General features: G+C 59.6%; 20 protein-coding genes. 13 read left to right on the top strand and 7 right to left on the bottom strand.

The annotated features are described in order from the left end of the window. The first annotated feature begins 59 nt into the window (after positions 1–59). The 7 genes from ACR0NT_RS10970 to ACR0NT_RS10940 all read left to right on the top strand — a co-directional run bounded on the left by ACR0NT_RS10970 (position 60) and on the right by ACR0NT_RS10940 (position 10276). A complete protein-coding gene (locus tag ACR0NT_RS10970) occupies positions 60–2102 on the top strand; it encodes a dynamin family protein (RefSeq protein WP_170446586.1) in 2043 nt (680 codons plus the stop codon). Beyond that, positions 2099–3385: a dynamin family protein gene (locus ACR0NT_RS10965; protein WP_170446588.1), complete on the top strand. Its 1287-nt coding sequence runs from the start codon at positions 2099–2101 to the stop codon at positions 3383–3385. Before ACR0NT_RS10970 ends, ACR0NT_RS10965 begins: the two co-directional genes overlap by 4 nt. 339 nt (positions 3386–3724) lie before the next feature. Beyond that, a complete protein-coding gene (locus ACR0NT_RS10960; RefSeq protein ID WP_170673824.1) occupies positions 3725–5851 on the top strand; it encodes a serine/threonine protein kinase in 2127 nt (708 codons plus the stop codon). A gap of 180 nt (positions 5852–6031) precedes the next feature. Beyond that, positions 6032–7048 carry an FHA domain-containing protein gene (locus ACR0NT_RS10955; RefSeq protein ID WP_480443062.1) on the top strand — a complete coding sequence of 339 codons (1017 nt, stop codon included), beginning with the start codon at positions 6032–6034 and terminating at the stop codon, positions 7046–7048. Positions 7049–7051: 3 nt separating this feature from the next. Next, a complete protein-coding gene (locus tag ACR0NT_RS10950; protein WP_170673827.1) occupies positions 7052–7837 on the top strand; it encodes a PP2C family protein-serine/threonine phosphatase in 786 nt (261 codons plus the stop codon). A gap of 22 nt (positions 7838–7859) precedes the next feature. After that, positions 7860–9122, top strand: coding sequence for a transporter substrate-binding domain-containing protein (locus tag ACR0NT_RS10945; RefSeq protein ID WP_170446594.1), 1263 nt, complete (start codon positions 7860–7862; stop codon positions 9120–9122). 44 nt (positions 9123–9166) lie between these two features. Next, positions 9167–10276: a transporter substrate-binding domain-containing protein gene (locus ACR0NT_RS10940; protein ID WP_170673830.1), complete on the top strand. Its 1110-nt coding sequence runs from the start codon at positions 9167–9169 to the stop codon at positions 10274–10276. Positions 10277–10569: 293 nt separating this feature from the next. Here the strand turns inward: ACR0NT_RS10940 and ACR0NT_RS10935 are convergent, their stop codons facing one another. The 7 genes from ACR0NT_RS10935 to ACR0NT_RS10905 all read right to left on the bottom strand — a co-directional run bounded on the left by ACR0NT_RS10935 (position 10570) and on the right by ACR0NT_RS10905 (position 19645). Further along, positions 10570–12783, bottom strand: a complete 2214-nt coding sequence (locus tag ACR0NT_RS10935; RefSeq protein ID WP_170446598.1) for an NADP-dependent isocitrate dehydrogenase — start codon at positions 12781–12783, stop codon at positions 10570–10572. Positions 12784–13472: 689 nt separating this feature from the next. After that, complete coding sequence (locus ACR0NT_RS10930; protein WP_170446600.1) at positions 13473–14498, bottom strand: trans-3-hydroxy-L-proline dehydratase; 1026 nt, start codon at positions 14496–14498, stop codon at positions 13473–13475. A 9-nt stretch (positions 14499–14507) separates the two neighbouring features. Further along, entirely contained in the window at positions 14508–15746 is a 1239-nt protein-coding gene (locus ACR0NT_RS10925) for an NAD(P)/FAD-dependent oxidoreductase (protein ID WP_170673833.1), read from the bottom strand. Further along, positions 15743–16675 carry a 4-hydroxyproline epimerase gene (locus ACR0NT_RS10920; RefSeq protein ID WP_170446604.1) on the bottom strand — a complete coding sequence of 311 codons (933 nt, stop codon included), beginning with the start codon at positions 16673–16675 and terminating at the stop codon, positions 15743–15745. Before ACR0NT_RS10920 ends, ACR0NT_RS10925 begins: the two co-directional genes overlap by 4 nt. Then, positions 16666–17625, bottom strand: a complete 960-nt coding sequence (locus ACR0NT_RS10915; protein WP_170446606.1) for a dihydrodipicolinate synthase family protein — start codon at positions 17623–17625, stop codon at positions 16666–16668. Before ACR0NT_RS10915 ends, ACR0NT_RS10920 begins: the two co-directional genes overlap by 10 nt. 158 nt (positions 17626–17783) lie before the next feature. Next, positions 17784–18842 (bottom strand): sn-glycerol-3-phosphate ABC transporter ATP-binding protein UgpC, encoded by a 1059-nt coding sequence (locus ACR0NT_RS10910; RefSeq protein WP_170446608.1) that lies wholly within the window; start codon positions 18840–18842, stop codon positions 17784–17786. Then, entirely contained in the window at positions 18839–19645 is an 807-nt protein-coding gene (locus ACR0NT_RS10905; RefSeq protein ID WP_170446610.1) for an IclR family transcriptional regulator, read from the bottom strand. Before ACR0NT_RS10905 ends, ACR0NT_RS10910 begins: the two co-directional genes overlap by 4 nt. 149 nt (positions 19646–19794) lie before the next feature. Between ACR0NT_RS10905 and ACR0NT_RS10900 the strand changes: the two genes are divergently transcribed. The 6 genes from ACR0NT_RS10900 to ACR0NT_RS10875 all read left to right on the top strand — a co-directional run bounded on the left by ACR0NT_RS10900 (position 19795) and on the right by ACR0NT_RS10875 (position 26821). Continuing rightward, positions 19795–21054, top strand: coding sequence for an extracellular solute-binding protein (locus tag ACR0NT_RS10900; protein WP_170446612.1), 1260 nt, complete (start codon positions 19795–19797; stop codon positions 21052–21054). A 97-nt stretch (positions 21055–21151) separates the two neighbouring features. Next, the gene (locus ACR0NT_RS10895; protein ID WP_170446614.1) at positions 21152–22075 is read left to right on the top strand and encodes a carbohydrate ABC transporter permease; all 924 of its coding nucleotides are present in this window, start codon (positions 21152–21154) and stop codon (positions 22073–22075) included. A 1-nt stretch (position 22076) separates the two neighbouring features. Next, positions 22077–22925 carry a carbohydrate ABC transporter permease gene (locus ACR0NT_RS10890; protein ID WP_170673836.1) on the top strand — a complete coding sequence of 283 codons (849 nt, stop codon included), beginning with the start codon at positions 22077–22079 and terminating at the stop codon, positions 22923–22925. Between the two features lie 23 nt (positions 22926–22948). After that, positions 22949–24289: an alpha-glucosidase/alpha-galactosidase gene (melA, locus tag ACR0NT_RS10885; protein WP_170673839.1), complete on the top strand. Its 1341-nt coding sequence runs from the start codon at positions 22949–22951 to the stop codon at positions 24287–24289. A gap of 58 nt (positions 24290–24347) precedes the next feature. After that, positions 24348–26054: an IlvD/Edd family dehydratase gene (locus tag ACR0NT_RS10880; protein ID WP_170673842.1), complete on the top strand. Its 1707-nt coding sequence runs from the start codon at positions 24348–24350 to the stop codon at positions 26052–26054. After that, positions 26054–26821, top strand: coding sequence for an SDR family oxidoreductase (locus ACR0NT_RS10875; protein WP_170673845.1), 768 nt, complete (start codon positions 26054–26056; stop codon positions 26819–26821). The genes ACR0NT_RS10880 and ACR0NT_RS10875 overlap by 1 nt, the downstream gene beginning before the upstream one ends. Positions 26822–26823: the final 2 nt, after the last annotated feature.

Raw genomic sequence — 26823 nt, 5'->3', positions numbered from 1 at the left:
CTTTCGTTCAATTTTTCGATGAATTCGATCCGTGATTACAGGTTACCAGGGTAAGGTTTATGAGTGAAAACAATCGTCGCGAGTTAATCCGTATTGCCGCAGACATGAACGGCGCCTCGAATGATGAGACCCGCCAGTTCATCTCACGCATCGTCAGCGACCTGACGAACCTGAAGCCTTCGATCGCCTTTGTCGGGCAGATCAAGGCGGGCAAGTCCCGTCTGATCAATGGATTCACAGGTCAGGCCGAATACCTGCCGTCGGACGTGAACCCCTGGACAACGGTGATCACCGACATGCATTTCGGCCACCCCTCGGGGCGGACCTCGGGGGCCGAGTTCCATTTCTTCGACAACCGCCAGTGGCAGGCGCTGATCGCCGAGGGCGAAGAGCTGCGCAACATGTTCCCCGATGACGAGGACAGCTATAAGCGCGAGATGATCGAAGAGCAGGTCGAGGCGATGAAAACCCGCGCCAAGCTGCGTCTGGGCGAAAGCTACAAACATCTGCTGGGGCAGCATCACGACCTTGACAAGCTGACCTCGGACGATCTGGCGCGCTATGTCTGTGCCGGGGATGATCCCACCGAAGCAGGCGAGCACGATCCGGGTTCGGATCGTGGCCTTTATAGCGACATCACCCGCAAGGCCGAGGTCTATTTCGACATCGGCCATTTCCCGTATCCGCTGACGGTGACCGACACGCCGGGCGTCAACGACCCGCTGCTGATCCGCGAAGAGATCTCGCGCCAGTACCTCAAGGAATCCGATTTCTTTGTGGTGGTTCTGTCGGCGCATCAGGCCCTGTCGCGGGCCGACCTGAAACTGTTCCGCCTGATGCAGGCGCTGGAACTGGGTCAGATCGTGGTCTTCATCAACCGCGTCGATGAGCTGGGCGGTGGTCCCGAAGATGCCGGCAAAGTCCGGGCCGATGTCATGGACGGCCTGGAAAAAGCCCTTGGAAACTCGGATATCGACGTGTTGATGGGCAGCGCACAATGGGCGCATTACGCCCTGACCGGTGACGAAACCGGTATCAATCACGACGAAGTCCTGGCCTGGTTGCGGGCGCACCCGGCACAGATGAAGCAATATCTGGACGGGGTGGAAGAGATCAAACAGGGCCCTGGCCCGATCAGCCGCGAGGGTGTGCTGCGCTTTGCCGCAATGATCGCCTCGGGTTTGCCGGACCTGCGCCGCCACGTGACCAGCGCCCTGACCGAGGGCCCGCGCAACGAACAGCTGCGGATGGCATGGCAACATCTCAACACTTTCGCGCAAGGCGAGGTCGAGCGCAGCAGGGCACATCTGCGCGCAATCGAGGACGAATCCACGCCCACCGCCGAAAACAATTACGAGAATGACAAGACCCTGGCGGATCTGCGCGCGCTTGTTGCCGAAAAGATGGGCGGAATCGTCAACGACATGGACGATATTCTGGCCAATTTGCGCGGCGTCATGGACGACACCGTGGCCGAGTCCGTATCGGCCGTGGTGCGGGGTCCAAACGGGGATTCTCCGTTGCTGGCCAAAGGCGGCGAAACCGAACTGAACTTCACCCCGCTGCGCGACCGTATGCGCGAGCTTGTTCAAGGCGCCACGCAGGTCGTGCGCCAACGCATGCTGAGCGAGCTGTATACGGTCGATATGCAAAGCAACGCGGCCCTGCGCGCCCTTCCCGGTTGGCAGGACCCGACCGACAACCGGATGAACACCAGCGCCGTGCGCTGGTTCCGCCCCGACACCACGGCGCTGACCCGCGGCATAACGGTGGAACTGCGGGTCACCTGGCTGTCGCGCCTGATCTCACGCAAGAGCGTTGTGAGCCGGGCCGAACGCATGATCGTGCAGGAATTCGAGATGATCGGCGACGATTTGGTGGACACCGCGCGCAGCGATCTGCTGGAACGTCTGAACACTGTTCTGGATCACTATTTGGCCCTGCTCGCCGGGCACCTTGAACATCGGGCCGGAAGCGGCGAAACCAATGAGCGCGCACAGGCACAAGAGGCCTTTGACCACGCGCAGCGCATCACCGAAGAGCTGGGCGCCGTCTTTGGCCCGGATGAACTAGACAAACGATTAACAGAGGCTGCGGAATGATCGAATTTCCCGGAACCGAACAGGAAGTTAGACAACTTGAGCGCTTTCTGACCGCGACCGAAAACCTGCCGGCCGATACGGCGCTGGACGAGATGCGTGAGCGCGCCCTGGCCCATGCCGGACGGCTGTCCAACGCGGTCAATATCGGTTTCGCCGGGGAATTCGGGGCTGGCAAATCCAGCCTCGCCAACATGCTGGCCGGGGCGGACATCCTGCCGACCGGCCCGCAGCACCTGAAACTGCCATTGGTGATCGTCGCCTATTCCGACACACCAGAAACCACCGTCGGCTGGTGGGACAAAGAACCCAAGACCTATTCCGGCATCGCGCTGGAAAAAGCCGCGGCTGATGCGCCCGATTTCATCTCAGTCGGGCTGAACACCCCTGCCCTGCAGGAAATCTCACTGTTCGACCTGCCCGGAACCGGGGCGCTGGATGATACTTACAAGGAAACGCTCGATCTGCTGAAATTCGTGGATTGCGCGATCTGGTGCACCAACGGCACCAATGCCTGGCGCGAAACCGAACGGCATCTCTGGTCACAGGTCCCGCAGGAGCTGCGCACCAACAGCCTGCTGGCCGTCACCCATGCCGACCTGCCACCGGTTCGCGATGCGCTGGACCGGGTTGTTTCGCGACTCAACAAGGAAAAGGGAGACCTGTTCCGCACGGTCGTGCCGATCGGCACTCCGGTGGCTGTGCGCGCCATGGCGCAAGAGCCCGAGCCGGATTTCACCCTTTGGGAAACCTGCGGCGGCCAGAATCTGGCCGAACAGGTCCTGCAGGTCGCATCCGACCGCCGCCTGGCCGATCTGGAAGCCGCGCGCACCGATCTGAAGCAGGACTTCCTGCCGTTTCTGGAGACAGTGACTGGACCCGAAGTCGAACTGCAGCAGCCGGATACCGCGTCCATGCATGCCGCGCTGGAATCCGCCTTGCCGCCGCTGGAAAATCCGATCCTCGAAGATTGGCTGGCCGCGATTGCCAGTATCTACGAAGATCTGCGTGAATCGTCAGATATCGAACCTTCGGCCTTCCTGCACTCGTGTCAGGAAATCGTCGAGGATTTTGCCGAACGTCTTGAGCAAGGCGGAGAAATCGACCCCAAGGCCGACTGGATACCGGGCGAATTCGAAAAGGCCACGGACCTGCTGTTGCTGCTGCAATTCGAAAGCGGCGACGCCCCCCTGAAAGATGCGATCAGCATTCTGGCGCAGCTCAGTGACAACCTTGCCTGGGCGGGCAGCCGGGTGGATTCGGTTCAGCCGAAAACCGGAACCTGACAATTTCTCGTTAAGATTGCGCCGCGACGCTGCGATTCGAGTCCCGTGGAATCGGGGCTCGAACGTATCGACTCCGTTGACCAAGCAGAGACAAAGAGTCGTTCCCTCTGTATTTTGTGCAGAGCGTTTTTCAATATTTAGATGCCGCGCAGGATAAAAACACAATATATAGTCATTCCATAAAAACGATCCATAGTGAAGCCATCAGGCGGCCCCAATAAAGTCAAAATTGAAACGTCTAACCGTCTCAAGTGTCCTGCGGTTGTGTTTGGTTGCGAGTTCAGGGGCGAATTGGCCCAGTTAAGAAAACCGCAAAACGATCAGAACGGGCGGAAAGAAATGAGCCACAACCAGGCGGTCGGTGCATCGCACGACGAACCGAAAATCGAAGGACTTCAACCCGGCGCCAAGCTGCTGCGCGGACAGTACGAAATCCTGCGTTTCCTCAGCAATGGCGGTTTCGGAATCACCTATCTGGCCCGCAACAGCCTGGACCGCGAGGTGGTGATCAAAGAGTGCTTCCCAGGGGCGCTGTGCCACCGCAATGGCGATCTGGTTGAGGCCACCGATCCCGACCACAAGGACGATCTGCGCGCGATCATCGATCTGTTCATTCAAGAGGCGCGCAACCACGCGCGTCTGGTCCACCCGAATATCGTCGACGTCCATCAGGTGTTCGAGGACAACAATACCGCCTATATCGCGATGGATTTCATCAAGGGCTGCGACCTGCTGGACTATGTCGAAAACACCGACAACAAAACCGGCCCCGAGTTCATCGTTCAGGTCACCGAAAAGATGCTGTCGGCAGTTTCTTTCATCCACCAGAGCGGAATGCTGCACCGGGATATCTCGCCCGACAACATCCTGATCGATGAAAACGGCGATCCGGTTCTGATCGACTTTGGTGCCGCGCGCGAACAGGCCGCGAACCAATCCGCTGCGCTGTTGACCCTGCGCGTGATCAAAGACGGATATTCGCCGCATGAGTTCTACGTACGCGGTGCCGAACAGGGCCCGAGCAGCGACCTCTATGTGCTGGCCGCAACGCTGTATCACGCCATCAGCGGCGAGCGTCCGATTGACGGTCAGACCCGCCTGAACGCCTTCAACAACGGTCAGCAAGACCCTTACGCCCCGCTGGCCGGACAGTTCAAAGGCTATCCCGAAGGGTTCCTTGAGGCGATCGACAAGGCGATGGAGGTGCACGTCACCGACCGCCTGCAAAGCGCGCTGGACTGGCTGCGCATGTTCCGCGGCCCCAGCGTCATGTTCGATACGTTCGACTATCGCCCGGTCTCGGTCATCGTGGGCATGGACCGCAAGGATGAAGAGGCCGAAAAGGCCCGGATCAAGGCCGAAAGCGAAAACGCCGAAGCCGTGGTCACTGCCCTGTTGGCCGGAAATGCCGATCTTGCCCTGGGCAATGAAGACAAGAACGAAGATGAACTCGCCAAGTTCACGCCTAAAGAAGAGGCCGCTGTTGCGGTCGATACCGTGGTCAAAAGCGGATCGGGTGGCAGCGGCAAACTGATTGCCGGCGCAGCTGTCATCGCCGTTGGCCTGGCGGCGGGCGGTTATTTCCTGATGTCCGGCGAAACGAACGAACCGGCACAGGATGTTGCAGTTGCATCAGCACCTGCAGTCCCGGAAACAGAAGAACAGGTGGCAGTAACGCAAGAACCTGTCGAGCAGGTCGCCGCTACCGAAAACACGCCGGAACAGGCTGATCCGGCACCGGTTAAGGCAGAACCAACTCAGGCGCCTGTCGAGCAGACACAGGACCAATCGGCTGATCCGGAACAGGCCCGGACAGCCGAAACTCTGCCAACCTCACCGGCCCCGACTGCATCAGCCCCGCCGGCCGAGACGCAGGTTGCATTCTCGCATTGGGATGTCGAAATTCCGTTCCAGACCTCCAGACGTCGTGCATCGACCGGCAGCATCATCGCCGTAACCGGTGTTAATCCGGCGCAGGACATGTCGGTGATCGGTGACTGGGTCAAACGCGGCGATGCGATCTACACCCTGAACGGTGAACCCATCCGCGAAAACACCAGCTTTGCGGCACAGGTGCTGGACGATCTGGCAATTGATCCCGACGGCTATATCCGTGTGACGGCCCGCTACCGCCCGCTGGGCAAAACGCTTGCTCAGAACGGATTGCTGGCGCTGCCCGCCATCCGCGTTGTCGGGCTGGAAAACGGCTACGGCTTTACCGTTCGCAATGAGGATGGTCAGAGCTGGACAACTCTTGTCACCTCCATGCCTGCCGGTGCGACCGGTGGTCTGAAGCGGGGCGATGTTCTGATCTCGGAAGCGCAAACCGGGACGAGCCTCGACGACCAGGAAAGCCTGGATGCCATGCTGAACGCTTTGGTTGCGGAAAAACAATCCGAGGCCCGCCTGACCGTGATGCGCGATGGTGCCCCGACGGATGCCGTGATGCCGTTGACGCAGGAGTAATCTGACCGGTCGCAAGTGATCTGCCGCTATGTGAAAGCTGAGGGTGGTGCCTGGAAATCCGCCACCCTGACGGGGACCGGCCCGCCGCGGAAGATAAAAGTTGGTTTGATTTCCGCATCATAAGTGCCGTTGTGCCGATGCGCGCAGAGGTGAATAGCAGCCCCGCAGGACGCAGGTTCTGTGAAAGACAGCAAAGGTATCGACATCATGTTTAAGTACAAAAGCCCTCTCAGCCGGCTTCTCGAAGGTGCTGGCAAAGCCAAGGAAGCCGAAACCGAAATCACCGAGACCGAGGCCGAAGACGCCGCCGCGCCCGAGGCTGAAAAGCCCCAGCCGATTGCCGATTTCAACGCGCTGCGCGCGGCCCTGGGCGGCAGCAACATGTCGTCCGAGAGTTTCGAGGACAGTGATGACCTGATCCCCGAAGAGGAGATGCCCGAGTTTTCGGAAGATGTAACCGACGACGCAGAAGACGAGGTTGTTCTGACCGAAGTCGTCGCCGAAGATCACGACAATATTTTCGAGGCCCCCGAAGCGCAGCCCGAACCGGAAGAGCCTGTCGTGACCCTGCACGTCGCCACCGAGGAAGACGCTGCGGTGGAATCGCCCGCTCAGGACGAAGCGGTTGTCGAGGTGGTCGTTGAAACCGTGGAACCCGAACCTGTGGCACAGGCCGAGCCCGCACCCGAAGCGCAGCCCGAGCCGCAACAGCCAGTCACAGACCCTGCCCCTGCCGAAGACCGTCGCGGTCGCGTCAAGACCACCTTCCTGGGGTTCGAGCGCGCGGACACACATGTTCAGGACCTGATCGAGAGCACCGAACCGGTCGCCAAGACCGAGACCGCGCAAGAGACCTTCCCGGTTGGCTGGCTGGTTGTCACCGCCGGTCCGGGCCGGGGCGCATGCATCACGCTGACCGAGGGTCTGATGCAGATTGGCCGCAACGATGATCAGGCCATTCAGCTGGACTTTGGCGACACGGGTATCTCGCGCAGCAACCATGCGGTGATCGCCTATGACCCCGAGGATCGCAAATGCTACCTGGGTCACGGTGGCAAGGCCAATCTGGTGCGCCTGAACGGCAAACCGGTTCTCAGCACCGTTGCGCTGTCCAGCGGTGACCTGATCCGCATCAGCGAAACCTCAATCCGTTTTGCCGCCTTCTGTGACGACGGCTTTGACTGGCGGGATGCCTGATAGATGCTGGCGCAACCGGCATATGATATTGCGCTGATCCTGGATCAGGGTCAGCGCGAAACGCAGGAAGACGCGATTGCCGCGCGCATGTTCGATGCAGCGGATGCAGGCTATGTCGTGATTGCAGACGGTATGGGCGGCCATGCGGCGGGCGAGGTTGCTTCGGATCTTGTGATCGCAGCCTGGCGTGAATCCCTGGACGCCGAACTTGAAAATACCCCCCTGTCCGAGGCCGCTGCGGTCGATGCATTGCCGCTGGCGGCGATGCAGGCCAACGCAGCGATCGCGGCCCATTGCGAAGGCAAAGGCGGCAAGTTCAACATGGGGTCGACCCTGCTGGGGCTGCTGTTGCTTGGTCGCCGCGCGTTCTGGATCTCGATCGGTGACAGCCCGCTGTACCTGTTCCGCGACGGGGTTCTGCGCCAGATCAACGAAGATCACTCGATGGCGCCGGTGATCGACGCACAGGTGACACAGGGCAAACTGACCGAGGCCGAAGCACAGGTGCATCCCGACCGCAACCAGCTGACTTCGGTTGTCATGGGGGCCGCGATCCCCAAGGTCGACTGCCCCGAAGAACCGCTGGAACTGACCGCATCAGACGTATTGATCCTGGGCAGTGACGGGCTGCAATACCTCAGCGACGCCGAAATTCAGACCATCGTTCAGAGCAACGCACAGGCCTGGGCGCAGGATATCGCCGACGCGCTGTGGCAGGCCCTCCGGGGCAAAGGCGATCCGGATCAGGACAATACCTCGATCGGCGTTGTGAAACTTACAAGAAACTAACCAAGGCAAAGCTACAGGACCCATGAAACCCCATCTGTTCATATCCAGCCTGGCACTTGCTGCCGCGGCCGGTACCGCCTCGGCGCAAGAGGCATGCTCGACCTATGAAATCCAGCGCGGCGACAGCCTGCGCGAGCTGGCCATCGAAGTATATTCGACCGAAGATTTCCGCATCATCTTTGACGCCAACCGCGATGTGATCGGCAACAACCCGAACGTCATCCGGGTGGGTGATGTGCTGACCCTGCCCTGTCTCGAAGAGATCGGACGCGCGCCGGCAGCGCCGCAGACAGAAGCCGAAGCAATGGCCGCCGAAATGGCAGCAGAGCTGGTCAAGGCTGCGGAAAAACGCGCCGAAAAAGCCATCGCCGACGCTGAAGCCCGGGTTGCCGAGGCCGAAGCCGAAGCCAGAAAGGCCAGCGAAGACGCCGTGATCGCAGCCAGGGCCGAGGCCAAAAAGGAAATCGAAGCCGCCCGTGCCGAAGGGGCCGCCCTGATCCGCAACGCGGATGAAGGTGAACGTCCGAAGATCCGGGATCGCCAATTGCTGCTGATCACTGGTGGCAACTATGCGCCCTTCACCGACGAAGGTCTGCCCCATCGCGGCCTCTACACCAATCTGGTGGAAACCGCGATGCTGCGCGCCGCGCCCGAACAGAACTACAAGATCCAGTTCGTCAATGACTGGTCCTCGCATCTGGACCTGCTGATGCCGACACTGGCCTTTGACGCCACTTTCCCCTGGTCGCGCCCGAAATGCGAAGAGGCCGCAGCACTGTCCGAAAAAGACCGCGAACGCTGTGAAACCTACAACTTCTCGAACCCGTTCTACGAGGTTGTGGACACGTTCTTTGCCCGGGATGGCTCGGGCTATGAACAGACCCTGACCTACGCCGATTTTGCAGGCACCACGATCTGCCGCCCCGAGGGCTGGTCGCTGTCGCATATGGACGCCGTGGGTCTTTACGAACCCGCGATCACTCTGATGCGCCCCGTTTCGCCGGATGACTGCTTTCACGCGGTCATGGACGGCACGGCCGATATCGTGGCGATCGAGGCCCATCTGGCGGTCGAGGCAATCGGGCGGCTGGGATACGAACACCGCATCATCGAAAACCCCAACCTGGCGGCGATCAAGTCGCTTAACGTCATGACCCACAAAGACAATCCGGATGGGGAAGCGATCCTTGAGACGCTCAACCAGGGTCTGGCGATCATGCAGCAATCTGGAGAGTGGCGAGACATCGTTTCAACCGCTCTGCGTCATCAAATGGAAAATGGCTAAGGCCCAAACCGGCCTGACAACAAAAATGTCTGGAGGAAGTGGACATGTTAGAATTCAACCTGAAGAAAGTCGTGATATCGGCCACCGCCGTCACTGCCCTTAGCGCCGGAGCCGCTGCCGCGCAGGAAGCCTGTACGAACTATACCGTCGAAGACGGCGATACGATGGCCACCATCGCAATCGCGGCCTATGGCACCTCGAACTACCAGCCGATCTTCAACGCAAACCGCAACGTCATCACCAACCCGAACGCCCTGGCCCCCGGTCTTGTGCTGGCCCTGCCCTGTGAAGACGGCAGCCTGCCGAATGGCCAGTCCGCACAGGAAATCATCGCGGCCGAGGAAGCACGCGCCGCCAGCGTCAAGCGGTCGAGCGTTTACGAGCCGCCGATCAAGCTGGTGACCGGCAATGGCTGGGCTCCGTTCGCCGATGAATCGCTGAATGGCGGCGGCGCGATCACCCGTCTGGGCACAACAGCGCTGCAGCGCGGTGGCAACGCGCGCGACTATTCGATCAGCTTCGTGGACGACTGGAACTCGCACCTGGAAACGCTGCTGCCGTTGGGCGCGTTTGACGTTTCGATGGCGTGGAACATGCCGGACTGCACCAACCGCACCTATGAGTGGTCATGGGAAACCGAAGTGCGCTGCACCCAGTTCGACGCATCCGTACCCGTCTATGACATCGTTGTGGGTTTCTACACCCTGCCCGAAAGCGAATACGCAAACGCCACCACGTTCACTCAATTGGAAGGCGCAACGATCTGCCGTATGGATGGATGGTTCATCCACGACCTCGAACAAGAAGGGCTCCACAACGGCGACACCATGACCCTGATGCAGCCGATCACTGCGCGTGAATGCCTTGACGCTGTTCTGACCGGCACCGCTGATGTTGCAACCTTCGAGGTTCAGCTGTTCTCCGACACAATGGTGGAAATGGGCCTCACCTCGAACGATCTGGTGGAAAATCCGTTTGTGACTTCGCTGTCCTCACTGCGCTTCATCAGCCACCGCAGCAATCCGTTCGGAAAACAATATCTGGCGATGCTGAACAAAGGCCTGAACGAGATGCGGGAATCCGGCGAATGGTACGCCATCGTTTCGGACACGCTGCGCGAGCATAACGAGAAACTGATGGCAGCGTCGAACTGATCCCTCGGTTCAGCTGACAACTAAGGGGCTGGTCTCAGGACCGGCCCCTTTTTGTGACGCAGCACGTATAACCGTGCAAATCCGCCCATTTTTTTCGTCCATCGACTGAAATTACGGGAATCCCCCAATTTTCCGGAACTTCAAAAATGGTAATCTGGATTTAACAACACCGGTGAGGCTCAGCCTCCCCACTCACTCAAAAAGGGGCTGACTTTGGGGGTCAGCCCCTTTTTCTATTCAACACGCTGATCTGAAATGCAAAAAGCCACGCCTTTCGGCGTGGCCTTGACGGATCAGCCAATGATCGCGTTCAGAGTCGCGCTGGGGCGCATGACTGCTGCGGTCTTGGCGGGATCGGTGTGATAGTACCCGCCCAGATCAGCAGGCGCGCCTTGTGCGGCGGCCAGTTCACCCAGGATCTGCTCTTCCTTATCGGCCAGTTCCTTGGCGATGGGCGCGAATTCGGCCGCCAGGTCCGCATCGTCGGATTGTGCCGCCAGAGCTTCCGCCCAGTAACGTGCAAACCAGTAGTGGCTGTCGCGGTTGTCGGGCTGGCCTACCTTGCGGCTGGGCGATTTGTTGTTGTCCAGAATGCCCTGCGTTGCGGCCTCGGCCGCGGCACCCAGAACACCGGCCTTGGCGTTGCCCTTGCTGTCGGCCAAAAAGTTCAGCGATTCACCCAGCGCACAGAACTCACCCATCGAGTCCCAACGCAGGTGGCTTTCTTCGACCAGCTGCTGCACGTGTTTCGGGGCCGAACCACCCGCACCGGTTTCGAACAGACCGCCGCCATTCATCAGTTTGACGATGGACAGCATCTTGGCCGAGGTGCCCAGTTCCAGGATCGGGAACAGGTCGGTCAGATAGTCCCGCAGAACATTGCCGGTGATGGCAATGCTGTCCTTGCCTGCCGTGATGGTCTCGAGTGATTGACGGGTTGCTTCACGCGGCGCCATGATCTGGAACTTGTCGGCCACACCTGCAGCCTCAAGCGCCGGTTTGACGTATTTGATCAGCTCGGCGTCGTGGGCGCGGTTTGCGTCCAGCCAGAAGATCGCCTCGGACCCGGTCAGGCGCTGGCGGTCCATCGCCAGTTGAATCCAGTTCTCGATCGGCGCTTTCTTGACGGTACAGGACCGCCAGATATCACCCTTTTCAACGTCATGGCTGAGCAATGTCTCGCCATTGGCCAGAACGACACGGATAGTCCCGTCGGCAGGCGCCTGGAACGTGGTCGGGTGCGAGCCGTATTCCTCGGCCTTCTGCGCCATCAGACCAACGTTGGCGACGGCACCGGCGGTGGCCGGGTTCAGCGCGCCATTGGCTTTGAAGAAGTTGACCGTCTCGTCATAGACACCGGCATAGCAGCGGTCGGGGATCACACAGTTGGTGTCACCCTTGGCACCGGTCTCATCCCAGCCCTTGCCGCCCGCGCGGATCACGGCGGGCATCGAGGCGTCGATGATTACGTCCGACGGCACGTGCAGGTTGGTGATGCCCTTGTCGCTGTCGACCATATACATCGACGGACGGTCGCCTTTCAGCGCGTCGATGGCGGCCACGATCTCGGCATTGTCCTTGACGCGGTCCAGCAGGTCACCCAGGCCCGAGTTCGGGTTCACACCCAGCGCGTCCAACTCGGAGCCGAATTTCTCGAACACCGGGGCCAGCCAGGCTTTGACCGCATAGCCAAAGATGATCGGGTCGGACACTTTCATCATGGTCGCTTTCATGTGAAGCGAGAACATGGTGCCGTCTTCCTTGGTGTCTTCGATGGCCTCGGCTAGGAAAGAAGACAGGGCTTTGACCGACATGAAGGTCGCGTCCGCCACGGTGCCTTCGTCCAGCGTCCAACCGTCTTTCAGAACTGTCACGCTGCCGTCTTTGCCGACGAATTCGATCCTTGCATCACCAGCCTGCGCCGCAGTGATGGTGGCCGATTTCTCATTTGCGTAGAAATCATCGCCCGACATGGACGAGACTTTGGTTTTGCTGTCTGCGGACCACTCGCCCATCGAGTGCGGGTTGTTCTGAGCGTAGTTTTTAACGGCCTTTGCCGCGCGGCGGTCGCTGTTGCCTTCGCGCAGAACCGGGTTCACGGCCGAGCCTTTGATGGCATCGTAACGCGCGCGGATCGCTTTTTCGGCGTCGTTTGCCGGGTCTTCCGGATAGTTCGGGATATCGTAACCCTGCGCCTGCAGCTCTTCGATCGCGGCCACCAGCTGCGGGATCGAGGCCGAGATGTTCGGCAGCTTGATCACGTTGGCCTCGGGCGTTTTCACCAGCTCACCCAGTGCGGCCAGATCGTCAGTGATACGCTGTGCCTCGGTCAGGTTTTCCGGAAAGGTCGCCAGAATACGGCCCGCCAGCGAAATATCCTTGGTGCCAACGCTGACACCCGCGGCGCCAGCGAACTTGCGAATTATGGGCAGGAACGACGCGCTGGCCAGCTCGGGCGCTTCGTCTACAATGGTATACAATATATCGAAGTTCGATTTTTCTGCCATATTCTTTTACCTTTTTTAAGCCTTTCGGGGCGTGCGATCCAAGAGTGTGCCACGTCTTCGTGGCTGCGGATGGGGCGCGAGAATCCTACCGCCCCAAGGGTGACTCTGATTTGACAGGGCCTCCCTTAAAACAGGATGCGTTTCGGATCAATCCTCTAGTGGGGGCGCAAATTGACACGGGGTAACAGGTAGTATCTGTTTTCCAAGAATTTGGGCGCGGCAGCCCCAGCATGGCGGTCAGTCTTTGTTCTCCAAGCCGAAATCACTGAATCCGCCCATATCCTCAACATGGTCCAGATAACGCAGTATGGTGCCGTCAAGCTGCGCGCGTGAACCTGCCTGAGCTTCCTCTGGAACCGGAACACCTGCCTTTTGGACCAGTGCCCAAAAAAACCGTGCGACCGTTTTCCCCGGTGTCTCGCAGAAAATCATCTACCACAGCTTTGGCCAGATCCCTTCGGCCAATCACAGCATAGTTCATCGCACGAACAACCCATTGATCACTCCGTCCCAATACCTCCCAGCTCATCGCAGACTGATACCATTGTTAGAGTATTGGCTGCCAGGAAAAATACAGTTCAGCAAATTTCCTGGCATATTCAATGCCTTTGGCTTCATCCCTGTTTTTAAGGTGACTCAATGCAAGCGTGAAAGCTTCACTGGCGGGGTCGAGTTTGCCTCTGGCTTGTTCAGACACCCCACGTGTCGCTCAACCGATACCCGCCGGGCCAGGGGTCGTCCGGGTCGAGCATGTGTTGGTGCGTGCCGGTGATCCAGCCTCTGCCGCTGATTTCGGGGATGATGGCTGGGCGGTCGCCGACTTGGGCTTGCTCGACAATACGTCCGGTAAAGCGCGATCCGATGATCGACACCGCCTCGAAAGTCTGACCAACCGTCATTTGCCGTTTCGCGGCCATCAGGGCCATCCGGGCCGAGACCGCCGTGCCAGTGGGGGACCGGTCAACCTTGCCCGGCTGTATGGCGACCGCGGATTTGCCGGTCAGGCCGGTTTCGGTTTTATCCAGCGGCCCGCAGAAGGCACAGAAGGAGATGTGATCCCAATCAGGGTTCTCGGGGTGGGTAAAGCCAAGTTGATCATTGGCCGCGTTGGTGATGGCCACGCCCATGCGGGCAATGTCGCGGGCTTCGGCCTCGACGATCTCGAACCTCAGTGCCGCTGCATCGACCACCACGAAACTGTCCCCACCATAGGCCGTGTCCACGGTCAGGGTGCCGAGGCCCGGGACCTCCAGCGGGACCGATATCTTATCGACAAAGCTGGGCAGGTTCTGCACGAAAATGCGCTCGGCCTTGCCGTTTCGGCATTCGGCGCGGACCTTCACCAACCCGCCCGGAGCCTCAAGCGTCATCCGCGTCTCGGGCTCTTGCATCGGAATGATGCCGCCATCCAGCAAAACGGTGGACACGCAGATCGCGTTTGAGCCGGACATGGGTGGCGTGTCTTCGGGCTCCATGATGATAAAGGCAGCGTCGGCCTCGGGGTGTTTCGGCGGCACCAGCAGGTTGACGTGCCGGAACACGCCGCCGCGCGGCTCGTTCAGCACGAAGTTTCGCAGGGTCTGGTCCTGCGCGATGAAGGCGCGTTGTTCCCAAATGGTCGCGCCGGGTGGTGGTTGAACACCCCCGACGATGACATCGCCCACCTCACCTTCGGCATGGGCCGAGATCACGTGAATGGTTTTGATGCTGCGCATGACCTGTCCTCAAAAACGTGACGCCGAGAAGGGGGTCAGAGAAATCTGGGCCGGTTGATCGTCAATCAAAGCGCCAACCAGTTCCGCGGTTCCTGCCGATTGGGTCAGGCCCAGATGGCCGTGGCCGAATGCATAGATCACATCCCTTGCCTGTGGCGAGGCCCCAATCACCGGCAGGCTATCGGGCAGCGACGGACGAAACCCCATCCATTGCTTGCCGCCTGCCGTATTCAGGCCGGGCAGAAACTGCGTGGCTTTCTGCAACAGCGTATCAGCCCGTTTGAAATTCGGGGGGATTTCCAGACCCCCCAGCTCAACCGCGCCGCCGATCCGGACGCCGCCATTGATCCGGCTGGCCACAAAACCGTGGCGCGAGAATGTCAGGTGCATTCGCAGGTCAAACGCGCCTTCAGGGAGGGTCGTGTTATAGCCGCGTTCGGTTTCCAGCGGGATGTGATCGCCGAGTGTCCGCGCAAGGTGATGAGACCACGCACCGGCGCACAGCACGACCTTGCCCGCCTCAATCTCACGTTCTGCCAATGTGATCCGTACGCCGCTGCCGATGGGAGTCAGTGTGCGGATTTCCTCACGATCGATCCGGCCACCCCGGTCCTGAAACGTTTTCGCCAGATGCTCGACCCATTTCTTCGGGTCGACGGTGTTGATCCAGTTGGGCGTGAAACCGGCATGGGTGAACAGGGGACTGAGACCGGGTTGTCTCTCGGCAATCGCTTCGAGGCTTTCCAACAGGTCAAATTCAATCCCATGCTGGCGGCGCAGCTCCCACGTAGGCAGGCTGGCGCGATACTCAGCCTCGCTTTCGTAAAGCTGCATCTGGCCATCGCGCTGCATCATCGCCTCGCCGTCCACCGATGCGAGCAGCCGGGTCAGGGCTGCGCTGGCCAGTTCCATCAAACTGGCCTGGGCGCGCAGAAGGTCTTTGTAACGGCCTGGACGGCTGGCGCGCCAGAACCGGTACATCCACGGCGCGATCTTAACCGCATAGGCGGGCGGAATGGACAGCGGCCCCAACGGGTCCAGCAGCCATTTCGGCGCTTTTTTCATGATGCCGGGGGTTGCAAGCGGTTCCACCTCGGAAAAGGCAAAGGCGCCCGCGTTGCCAGCCGAGGCCTGCGCGGCGACGCCTTCGCGATCCAGCACCAGAACGGAATGGCCCCGGCGCTGCAATTCCAGCGCCGTTGTGATGCCGATGATACCGGCACCGATCACAACGACCTGCTTGGTCATAGCTCAATGCCCTTCTTGAACGGATCGCTTGCATCAAAAATCAGCGTTGCCTCGGCCATGATATGCGCCTGCCCGGTGATCGAGGGGATGACCCCTCCGTTCGGCCCCGGTTGATAGGACAGCCGATAGGCGCTGCCGATGACGCTGTGCTGGATGATTTCCTCACCGGGCGACAGCGCACCGTCCGCAGCCAGACAGGCCAGCCGCGCTGAGCTGCCGGTTCCACAGGGCGAACGGTCGTAGTTATCGTCCGGGCACAGCACAAAGTTGCGGCTGTGGACCTTCGGGTCAGAAGACGCATCCTGAAAGATCACGTGGTCGATCGGCTCGCCCTGCTCTCCTCCGATGCCCTGCGCGATCGAGGTCTTGCGGATCGCAACTGTCATATCGGTCAACTGCTGGATATTGCGGGTTTCGACTGGGATTGGGCTGGGGTCGACGATGAAAAACCAATTGCCACCATAGGCAACATCCCCGGTTATCGCACCATAGCCCGGTACATCCAATGTCACATCCTTGTGGACCCGGCGGCTTTCGATATTCGTGACGGTGACGGTATTGGCATCGTGCAGATCAACCGTCACGACCCCGGCGGGGGTTTCGATCTTGTGCCGACCAACTCCAATCCGCCCCAGATGCACCAGTGTCACTGTCAGGCCAATGGTGCCGTGGCCGCACATGCCCAGCACGGCGTCCACGTCGAAATAGATCACACCGGTCACGCAGGACGGTTCAACCGGCTCGACCAACAGCGCGCCGACCATGGCGGGTTGGCCGCGGGGCTCCAACATGATCGACCGATAAAACCCTTCATGTTCGGTCGCCAGCCTGCGGGCGCGTTCGGCCAAGGGGCCAGAGCCCAGATCCGGCGCGCCGTCGAGGATGACCCGTGTCGGCTCACCCCCGGTATGGCTGTCGATCACATGCATTCAGCGATCACTCCACCCTGTTTTGACCAATCGGCGAACCATGTGCGGAACAGGTCGTATTGCTGTTCGCAATAGTTGCGCTGTGCGTCGGTCAGCTCATCGGTTTCATTGAAGTGCAGACGGTATTCCTGTTCGCCGTTCATCACCAGAAGATGCTTGTAATACAGCACCAGATCGGGGCCTTCGTCAAAGCTGGAAAGCACCTGGATCGCCTCGGTCAGTTCCAGCGCCCGCTGACGCGCCTCGGCATGGCCTTGCGCTGCCTTTTGGGACAGGGTGGCCAGCAACAGAGCCTCGTGCGGCAGGGCCGTGCCGATGCCGGTGATCGACCCGGTTGCACCGCAATTGACGAAGCCGTGGTAAACCTCGGTGTCCACGCCCACCATCAGGGTCACCTGATCGTCCTGGCCGGTGATGTTTTCGGCCGCATAGCGCAGGTCGTCCTTGCCGCCGAACTCCTTGAAGCCGATCAGGTTGGAATGCTCGGCCCGCAGGGCAAAGAACAGATCGGCGCGGGTGGCGAAACCGTAATACGGGCTGTTGTAGATGATTGCAGGGACATCCGGCGCGGCGGACAGGATCGCCTTGAAATGGTTCTTTTGTGCCGCCGGAGACGTACCGCGCGACAGCACCCGCGGGATCACCATCAGGCCGACCGCGCCGACCTTCTGTGCATGTGCCGCGTGGGCCACGGCGGATTTGGTGTTGATGGCCCCGGTGCCGACCACAACGGGCAACCCGGCAGCGACCAAGCGTTCGACGCCTTCCATGCGCTGCTCATCCGTCAGCAGCGGCCAGTCGCCCATCGATCCGCAATAGACAACCGCCGACATGCCCGCGTCGATCATCTGTTTCCCCTTGCGCACCAACGCGTCAAAATCCGGGGTACGGTCCGTCTTGCAGGGGGTCATGAGCGCAGGCATGGTGCCGGTGAAAACATTGGTCGACATCGGATCTATCCTTTGAAAATGCGGAGTCACGGCGGGCGGAACGAGCCCTTTGATTTCGCATAACGGATATTGGATACAAAATCCATAATAAATAATGCCACAAAAAAACGCGCCAAATCGCAGGATCGGCGCGTTCGATTTGGGGTGCTGCGTGATGGCTACCGGAACCGCTGGCCGGTTTCGGGATCGAACAGCATTGTGCGGTCCGGGCGAATGACAAGACCGATCCGCTCGCCCTGCTTGCTGCGTTGATCTTCGCGTTCTTCGACGATCAGCTTATCACCGTTCGGCGTCAGCAGATACGAATAGCTGACCCCACCAAGCGCCTCGGTCAGATCAACGGTGCAGGTGTCACCCGTGCGGTCGATCTCAATGTGTTCCGGCCGGATACCCAGCGTGACTTTGCTCTGCCCTGCCGGCACGTTGGCCGCCACTTCCAGCGGTGCACCAAGCGCCGGATGCGAAACCTTGCCGTCCGCATAGTCGCATTTAAGGAAATTCATCGCCGGAGAGCCGATGAACCCCGCCACGAACCGGTTGTCCGGATCGCGATACAAATCCATCGGCGCACCGACCTGCTCAATCCGGCCATCCCGCAGCACCACGATCTTGTCGGCCATGGTCATCGCCTCGACCTGATCATGGGTCACATAGATCATCGTGGCACCTATTTCATTGTGCAGCCGCGCGATCTCAACCCGCATCTCGACGCGCAGTTCAGCGTCGAGGTTGGACAGAGGTTCGTCGAACAGAAACACCTCAGGCCCCCTGACAATCGCCCGTCCGATAGCCACACGCTGACGCTGGCCCCCGGACAGTGCCTTGGGTTTGCGCTTGAGATACTGATCCAGCTTCAGGATATTCGACGCTTGCTGCACTTTCTGATCGATCTCGGACTTTGCGACACCGTTCATGCGCAGACCAAAGCCCATGTTTTCAGCCACCGTCATATGCGGGTACAGCGCATAGGTCTGGAAAACCATCGCCACGCCACGCTTGGCCGGGTCCATATGAGTCACGTCACGCGCGCCGATATGAATCTGCCCTTCGGTGGTCTCTTCAAGCCCGGCAATCATCCGCAGCAAGGTAGACTTGCCGCACCCCGAAGGGCCAACGAAGACGCAGAACTCACCATCCTCGATATCGAGATCAACGCCGTGAATCACCTGCGTTTCACCATAACGCTTGATTGCCTGGCTCAGAGTCACACCTGTCATGTCGCTTGCATCCTGTCTGTATCGGCGCTTGGGCGGGTCTCGGGGAACCGCCACGCCTGTGCTTCGGCTCCGATCTGTTCGGCCACACGGCGAACTCGGGGCACCCAGGTTTCCAATTGTTCAAAATTCATCCGCTCGGTCGATCCTGTTACGGAAATCGCCCCCAGCATCCGCCCGCCCGAGGTCAGGATCGGACAGGCAATACAGATGATACCGGGTTCATGTTCCTCGTCATCGATGGCATAGCCGCGACTGCGGATCAGTTCGAGGTCGGCCCGCAACGCCGCTTCGGACGTCAGGGTCTTGTCGGTAAACCGGTGGTAGCTTTGCTGCGATACGGCGCGATCCAGCGCCGCCTCATCCAGAAACGCCATCATCGCCTTGCCCACTCCTGTGCAGTAGGCCGGGCCAACCTTTCCGGCCTGCGAGTACATCTCGATGGGCTGGGCAGCGTTACGCTTGTCAACATACAGCACCTGGCTGGAATCAAGCTGCGCCAGATGCACCGTTTCCCCGGTCTCTCGGCTGAGCGCATCCAGAAACGGCCGCGCAATCGGCGCCAGCGAGCTTTGTGTCCACGCCGCGTGAGCCAACCGCACCAGCCGCAATCCCGGTGCGTATGTCTGCCGCTCGGGATCATAAGACAGCATCCCCTGATTGGTCAGCGTCTGTAGAAACCGATAAAGCGTCGCCTTTGGAAAATCGCTGCTTTCCAGCAATTCGGCGAATCGGACCGGGCGGGCAAAAGCCGCCACCTGGTCCAGCACGTCACATGCTTTTCCTATTGTTCCGTCACCAGCCACGTGTGCCTGTTCTCCTCCCATTGACCCGCCGCTTTCCGCACGAGGGTCTTGACAAGACTAACCGAGTCGATGTGTAGTTTTCAATATGTAAAACATAGTTCCATTATTTGGAACTTAAAAACTACAAATGGAAGCTAAGGGAGGAAACCATGCATTCCATGTTCAAGCGCACAGCGGCGGCGCTGGCGGCCAGTGTGGCACTTGCCGCGCCTGTTGCGGCCGAGCTGACCGGCGAGCTCGTCATTTTTTCGGACATGCACGACCCTGCGCCTAGGGCTGTTATGGAAAACTTGGCCCAGCAGTTCGATGACCTGCACCCAAATCTTACTGTCGAACTCACAATCATTGATCGCGAGGCGTACAAAACTCAGATTCGTAACTTCCTCGGAGCCAATCCGCCCGACGTGGCGAACTGGTATGCTGCCAATCGCATGAAACCATACGTAGAAGCCGGCTTGTTCGAGGATGTTTCCGATCTGTGGACCGACCCCGCGATTGCCGACAACCTCGCTTCGACCAAAGGCGCGATGACCATCGACGGCAAGCAATGGGGGGTTCCCTACACATACTACCAGTGGGGCGTGTACTACCGCAAAGACATCTTCGACGAGTTGGGCCTGAGCGAACCCACCACGTGGGAGGAAGAGCTGGCCAACTGCCAGAAGATTGTCGATTCTGGACGTGCCTGTTACACGATCGGCACCAAATTCCTGTGGACCGCAGGCGGCTGGTTCGACTACTTGAATATGCGCACCAACGGGTTCGAGTTCCACCAGCAACTTGCGAACGGCGAGATTAGCTGGGAAGACGACCGTGTCAAACAAACCTTCGCCAACTGGAAGCAGCTGATCGACATGGGTGCGTTCATCGACAACCACCAGACGTATAGCTGGCAAGAGTCACTTCCCTTCATGGTCAAAGGTGATGCTGCCGCCTATCTGCTTGGGAACTTTATCGTGCCGTCGTTGCGCGACGCAGGTTTGACCGAGGATCAGATAGACTTTTACCAGTTCGTTGAAATCACACCCGGCGTTCCAAAATCCGAGGACGCGCCAACCGACACGTTCCACATTCCGTCTGGCGCAAAAAATAAAGAAGCAGCACGTGAATTTCTGAAATTTGTTGTGTCCGCAGATGTTCAGACAGCGGCCAACGCAGGCGATGGCCTCGGCCAACTACCCGTGAATGCGCAATCTGCGGTGGATGATGACAAGTTCCTGCAACAGGGTTTTGAAATGCTGTCGTCCAACAGCCCCGGCGGCGTCGCCCAGTTCTGGGACCGCGACGCGCCCGCCGAAATGGCCAAAGTGTCGATGGAGGGTTTCCAGGAGTTCATGGTCAAGCCCGACAATCTGGATCGCATCCTGTCCAAACTCGAGCGCGCCCGTCAGCGCATCTACGAGAACTAAACCGGTCAGGCCGGGCACAAGCCCGGCCTGCACCTCATTCTGCGTAAGGTGGGTGATAACCCGTCTTACCCCTTTTACCTGAACCCCGAGTGTCCGTATGTCAGCCGTCGAAGCCCCCGAACACGAAAGCTGGTTCCACCGCAACCAACAGCGTATCGCGCCCTGGCTGTTTCTGGCCCCCGGTCTGCTGTTCTTCATGGTCTATGTGATCATTCCGGTGTTCCAGTCCTTCAACCTGTCGCTCTACGAATGGGATGGGCTGGGCGCGGCCGAATATGTCGGCGTCCGCAACTACGAAGATCTCTATTGGGAATGGGTGGACCGGGATGCATTCTACATCTCACTGAAAAACAACCTGATCTGGCTGATCCTCTACCTCGCCGCGATCCCGGCGGGCCTCTTCATCGCACTTTTCCTGAACCAGACGGTCTGGGGGATTCGCCTCTATAAATCACTGTTTTTCTTCCCCTTCGTTATTTCTCAGGTCGTTGTCGGCCTTGTCTTCACCTGGTTCTACGACCCGACCTTCGGCCTGCTGAACGAATTCCTCGGCCTGTTCGGCATGGGTCCGCTGAATGTCCTCGGCGACGAGCGTTTCGTCACCTATGGCATCATCTTCGCAGGCCTCTGGCCGCAGACAGCCTATTGCATGATCCTCTACCTCACCGGCCTGAACGCGGTGGACCCCGAACAGATCGAGGCCGGACGTCTGGACGGTGCCAAAGGCGCGCGGATGCTGTGGCACATCATCCTGCCGCAACTGCGCCCTGCCACGTTCATCGCCTTTGTCGTGACCATCATCGGCGCGCTGCGCAGTTTCGACCTGATCTCGATCATGACCCAAGGTGGCCCGTTCGGCTCATCCCGCGTGCTGGCCTATTACATGTTCGAAGTCGCGCTGTCCGAATACGGTTTCCGCATGGGCTACGGCGCCGCCATCGCGGTGGTTCTGTTCCTGATCATGCTCTGCTTCATCGCTTATTTCCTCTGGTCGATGTATCGCGAAGAAAGGGGGCACTGAGATGTTTCCCAAACCCATCGAAAAACAACCCCGTGCGGCGCAAATCAGCTATCAGGCCATGTTGCCGCTGGCCTTGCTGCTGTGGCTGGGTCCGCTACTTGCAGTCGCGCTATTCTCGGTCAAACCGGCAGCAGACTTCACCAACGCCAACTACTGGGGACTGCCGTCCAGCTTTGAGGGCGCGTTCAACTACGGCCAGGTGTTCTTCAACTCGGACATGCCGCGGTATCTGCTGAACTCATTTCTGATCACCATCCCCACGGTGATCGGAGCGGTCGCGCTCAGCTGCATGACCGGCTTCGCGCTTGGCATCTATAAGTTCAAATCGAACCTCTGGATCTTCTTCATGTTCGTGGCAGGCAACTTCGTGCCGTTCCAGATCCTGATGGTGCCGGTGCGCGACCTGACCCTGCAGCTTGGCCTCTACAACACCAAAACAGGTCTGGTTCTGTTCCACATCGCCTTCCAGACCGGGTTCTGCACGCTGTTCATGCGCAACTTCATCCGCGCGCTGCCTTTTGAACTGATAGAGGCCGCCCGCGTCGAGGGCATCAGCGAATGGCGCATCTTCTGGTACGTCGTGCTGCCGCTGATGAAACCGGCCATCGCCGCGCTCAGCGTTCTGATCTTCACCTTCATCTGGAACGACTATTTCTGGGCCGTGGTCCTGACCCAAGGCGCTGAAAGCCAACCTGTCACCGCAGGTATCACCAGCTTCAACGCCCAGTTCCGCGCTGCCTATCAGTTTATGAGCGCCGGTTCCATCGTCGCTGCGTTGCCGCCGGTGGCCATGTTCTTCCTGATGCAGAAACACTTCATCGCGGGCCTGACCCTCGGTGCCGTAAAATAACGTCAAACCAAAGGTTTGCCTCAATGACAAAGATCACCTTTATCGGAGCAGGCTCCACGATCTTCATGCAGAACATCGTGGGCGACGCTCTGCTGACCCCCGCTCTGGCCGACAGCCATTTCGCCTTGATGGATATCGACCCCGAGCGTCTTGCCGAAAGCGAGACCGTGGCCCGCGCCATGATCCGCTCGGTTGGAACGGGCGCGATCGTGTCCACCCATACCGACCGCCGCGCAGCGCTGGACGGGGCTGATTTCGTCATTACTGCCTTTCAGGTCGGTGGCTATCAACCTTGCACGGTCACTGATTTCGAAATCCCCAAACAGTACGGCCTGCGCCAGACCATCGCCGATACGTTGGGGATCGGAGGCATAATGCGCGGCCTGCGCACGGTTCCGGTTCTGTGGGATGTCGCGCAAGACATGATGCAGCTCTGCCCGAATGCGACCCTGCTGCAATATGTCAACCCGATGGCGATCAACACCTGGGCGCTGGCCGAGCAGTTCCCTACGCTGAAACATGTGGGCCTGTGCCACTCGGTCCAGAACACGGTCGAGGAACTGGCGCATGACCTTGACCTGCCCAAGGGCGACATCCGTTACAAAGTCGCAGGCGTCAACCACGTTGCGTTCTTTCTGCGGCTTGAACATCAGGGCCACGACCTCTACCCCGCACTGCGACAGGGATACGCCAGCGGCCAGCTTCCCAAAGCCCCTCTGCTGATGCCACGCTGTCCCAACAAAGTCCGCTATGAGGTCATGGACCATCTGGGTTATTTCTGCACCGAAAGCTCGGAACATCTGGCGGAATATGTCCCCTGGTTCATCAAGGACGGACGGCAGGATCTGATCGAGCAGTTCTCGATCCCGCTGGATGAATACCCCACCCGCTGCATCGAACAGGTCGCCAGTTGGAAAGAACAGGCCAAGACCCTGACCGACGGGCGCGATATCGACGTCACTCGCAGTCACGAATTTGCCGCCGATCTGATGAACGCCATCGTGACCGACGCGCCCTACGTGGCCTATGGCAACCTGCCGAATACAGGGCAGATACCGCAATTGCCCTTGGGCGCAGCGGTTGAAACCCCCTGCCTGGTGGACAGCAACGGCGTACAGCCCTCGGTCGTCACCAATATCCCGCCGCAACTGGTGGCCTTGATGCGTAGCCAGATCAACGTGCAGGAACTGACCGTTCAGGCGCTGGTCGACCAGAACCCGGAATACATCTATCACGCCGCCATGATGGACCCACACACCGCCGCCGAACTGGATCTACGCCAAATCCGCAATCTGGTGACAGACCTTCTCACCGCACATTCGGACTGGCTGCCTGGCTGGTGCCAACCTGCCCGCGCCGCCTGATCTTCATCTTTTTTCAAATACTCAATTGCAACCCCAGCCACGAAAAGCACAGCCAGAAATGAAAAAACGCCGCTCACAACACTGGTATGGAAAGCTCGACAAAGACGGCTTCATCCACCGCTCGTGGATGAAGAACCAGGGCTTTCCCGATCACGCCTTTGACGGACGCCCCATTATTGGCATCTGCAACACATGGTCGGAACTCACCCCCTGCAACTCGGGCCTGCGCGATCTGGCCGAGGGCGTCAAACGCGGTGTGTGGGAGGCCGGCGGCTTCCCGGTGGAATTCCCCGTCATGTCGCTGGGCGAGACCCAGATGAAGCCCACCGCCATGCTGTTCCGCAACCTTCTGGCCATGGATGTCGAGGAATCGATCCGCGCCTATGGCATCGACGGCGTGGTTCTGCTGGGCGGCTGTGACAAGACCACGCCAGGGCAGCTGATGGGCGCAGCCTCGGTCGATCTGCCATCCATCGTTGTCAGCTCCGGCCCGATGCTGAACGGCAAATTCCGCGGCAAGGATATCGGCTCGGGCACGGATGTGTGGAAATTCTCCGAAGCCGTGCGGGCCGGAGAAATGACCCTGCAGGATTTCATGAACGCCGAATCCGGCATGTCCCGAAGCGCGGGTGTTTGCATGACCATGGGGACCGCCAGCACCATGGCCTCGCTGGTCGAGGCAATGGGCATGTCCCTGCCCACCAACGCCGCCCTGCCCGCCGTCGATGCGCGCCGGATGGCGCTGGCGCATCTGACCGGCAAACGGATTGTCGAGATGGTGGACGAGGACCTCAAACCCTCGGATATTCTGACCAAGGAAGCGTTCGAGAATGCCATCCTCGCCAATGCAGCCGTTGGAGGATCGACCAATGCGGTCGTGCATCTTCTGGCGTTGGCGGGTCGCGTCGGCGTGGACCTGACGCTGAAGGATTTTGAAATCGGGTCCGAAATCCCGCTACTCGTCAACTGTATGCCCTCGGGCAAATACCTGATGGAAGATTTCTGCTACGCAGGCGGCGTGCCGGTTGTGCTGAACGAACTCAAACCCTTCCTGCGCCCGGCAAAAACCGTGCTGAACAAGGATATCTCGGCCCATTACGAAGGGGCCGAGTGTTTCAACACCGACGTCATTCGCCCCTTCAACGATCCGGTGAAACCAGCCGCCGGGCTACGCGTTCTGCGCGGCAACCTTGCGCCCAACGGTGCCATCGTGAAGCCCTCGGCGGCGACGGACGCTCTGCTGGAAACCGAGGCCGAGGCGTATGTTTTTGAGAACATCGAAGACCTGAAGGCCAATATCGACCGCGATGACCTTCCGGTCACGCCCGAGACCATTCTGGTGCTCAAAGGCTGCGGCCCCAAGGGCTATCCCGGCATGCCCGAGGTCGGCAATATGCCGATCCCGGCCAAGCTGGTGAAGGATGGTGTGCGTGACATGATCCGCATCTCGGACGCGCGTATGTCCGGCACCGCCTATGGCACCGTCATCCTGCATGTCAGCCCCGAGGCACAGGCGGGCGGCACGCTGGCGCTGGTCAAAACTGGTGATCGCATCCGCGTGTCGGCCAGCAAGGGCGAGCTGGATTTGCTGGTGAATGAAAAGGAACTGGACGCTCGCCGCATCGGGTGGCAACCGGACGACCCGCACTACACGCGGGGTTACGCGAAACTCTATATCGACCACGTGCTGCAGGCCGATCAGGGCGCCGACCTTGATTTTCTTGTCGGCAAAGACACCCGCCTTGTGACCAGAGAGAGCCACTGATGGATCAACCAGCCACTTTCCACGATCTCAACGGGGCTTCGGTCTATATCACCGGCGGAGGCTCGGGCGTAGGTGCTGCGCTGGCGGATGGATTCCTGGCCCAAGGCGCCAATGTCGCTTTCATCGGCCGCTCGGACGCCAGCGAGTTTGTCGAGCAGATGCGCGACAAACACGGCCGCGCGCCGCTGTTCATGCAGGGCGACATGACGGATACTGAACTGCTGCACGCCACAATGCAAAAGGCAGCCGAGGCGCATGGCTCCCTGAAGGTACTGATCAACAACGCCGCCAACGACAAACGTCACTCGCTTGAGGAAACCACGACCGAATTCTGGGACTGGATGGTCGAAGTGAACCTAAAGGCCTATTACTTCGCCTGTCAGGAGGCCGCCCGGCAGATGCAGGGCAAAGGCGGGGCGATCGTCAATTTCAGTTCGATCAGCTATATGATGGGCAATGCGGGCTATCCGATTTACACCACTTCGAATGCCGGAATCACCGGGATGACGCGGTCTCTGGCCCGCGAGTTGGGGCCGCAGAACATTCGCGTCAATGCGCTGGCCCCCGGTTGGGTTCTGACCCAAAAACAGCTGGACATGTGGGCCACGCCCGAGGATCTGGCCGCCCATATGGATCGCCAGTGCCTGAAAGAACATCTGACGCCCGAAGACATGATCGCACCGACCTTGTTCCTGGCCTCAGACGCCAGCCGCGCGATGACCGGGCAATGCATGGCCGTCGATGGCGGCGTCGTCGTAACGGGGTAAAG

The sequence above is a fragment of the Ruegeria sp. AB10 genome, assembly GCF_056542745.1.
Note: the sequence above shows the minus strand (reverse complement) of the source record. Positions and strands in the feature narration are given on the sequence as shown.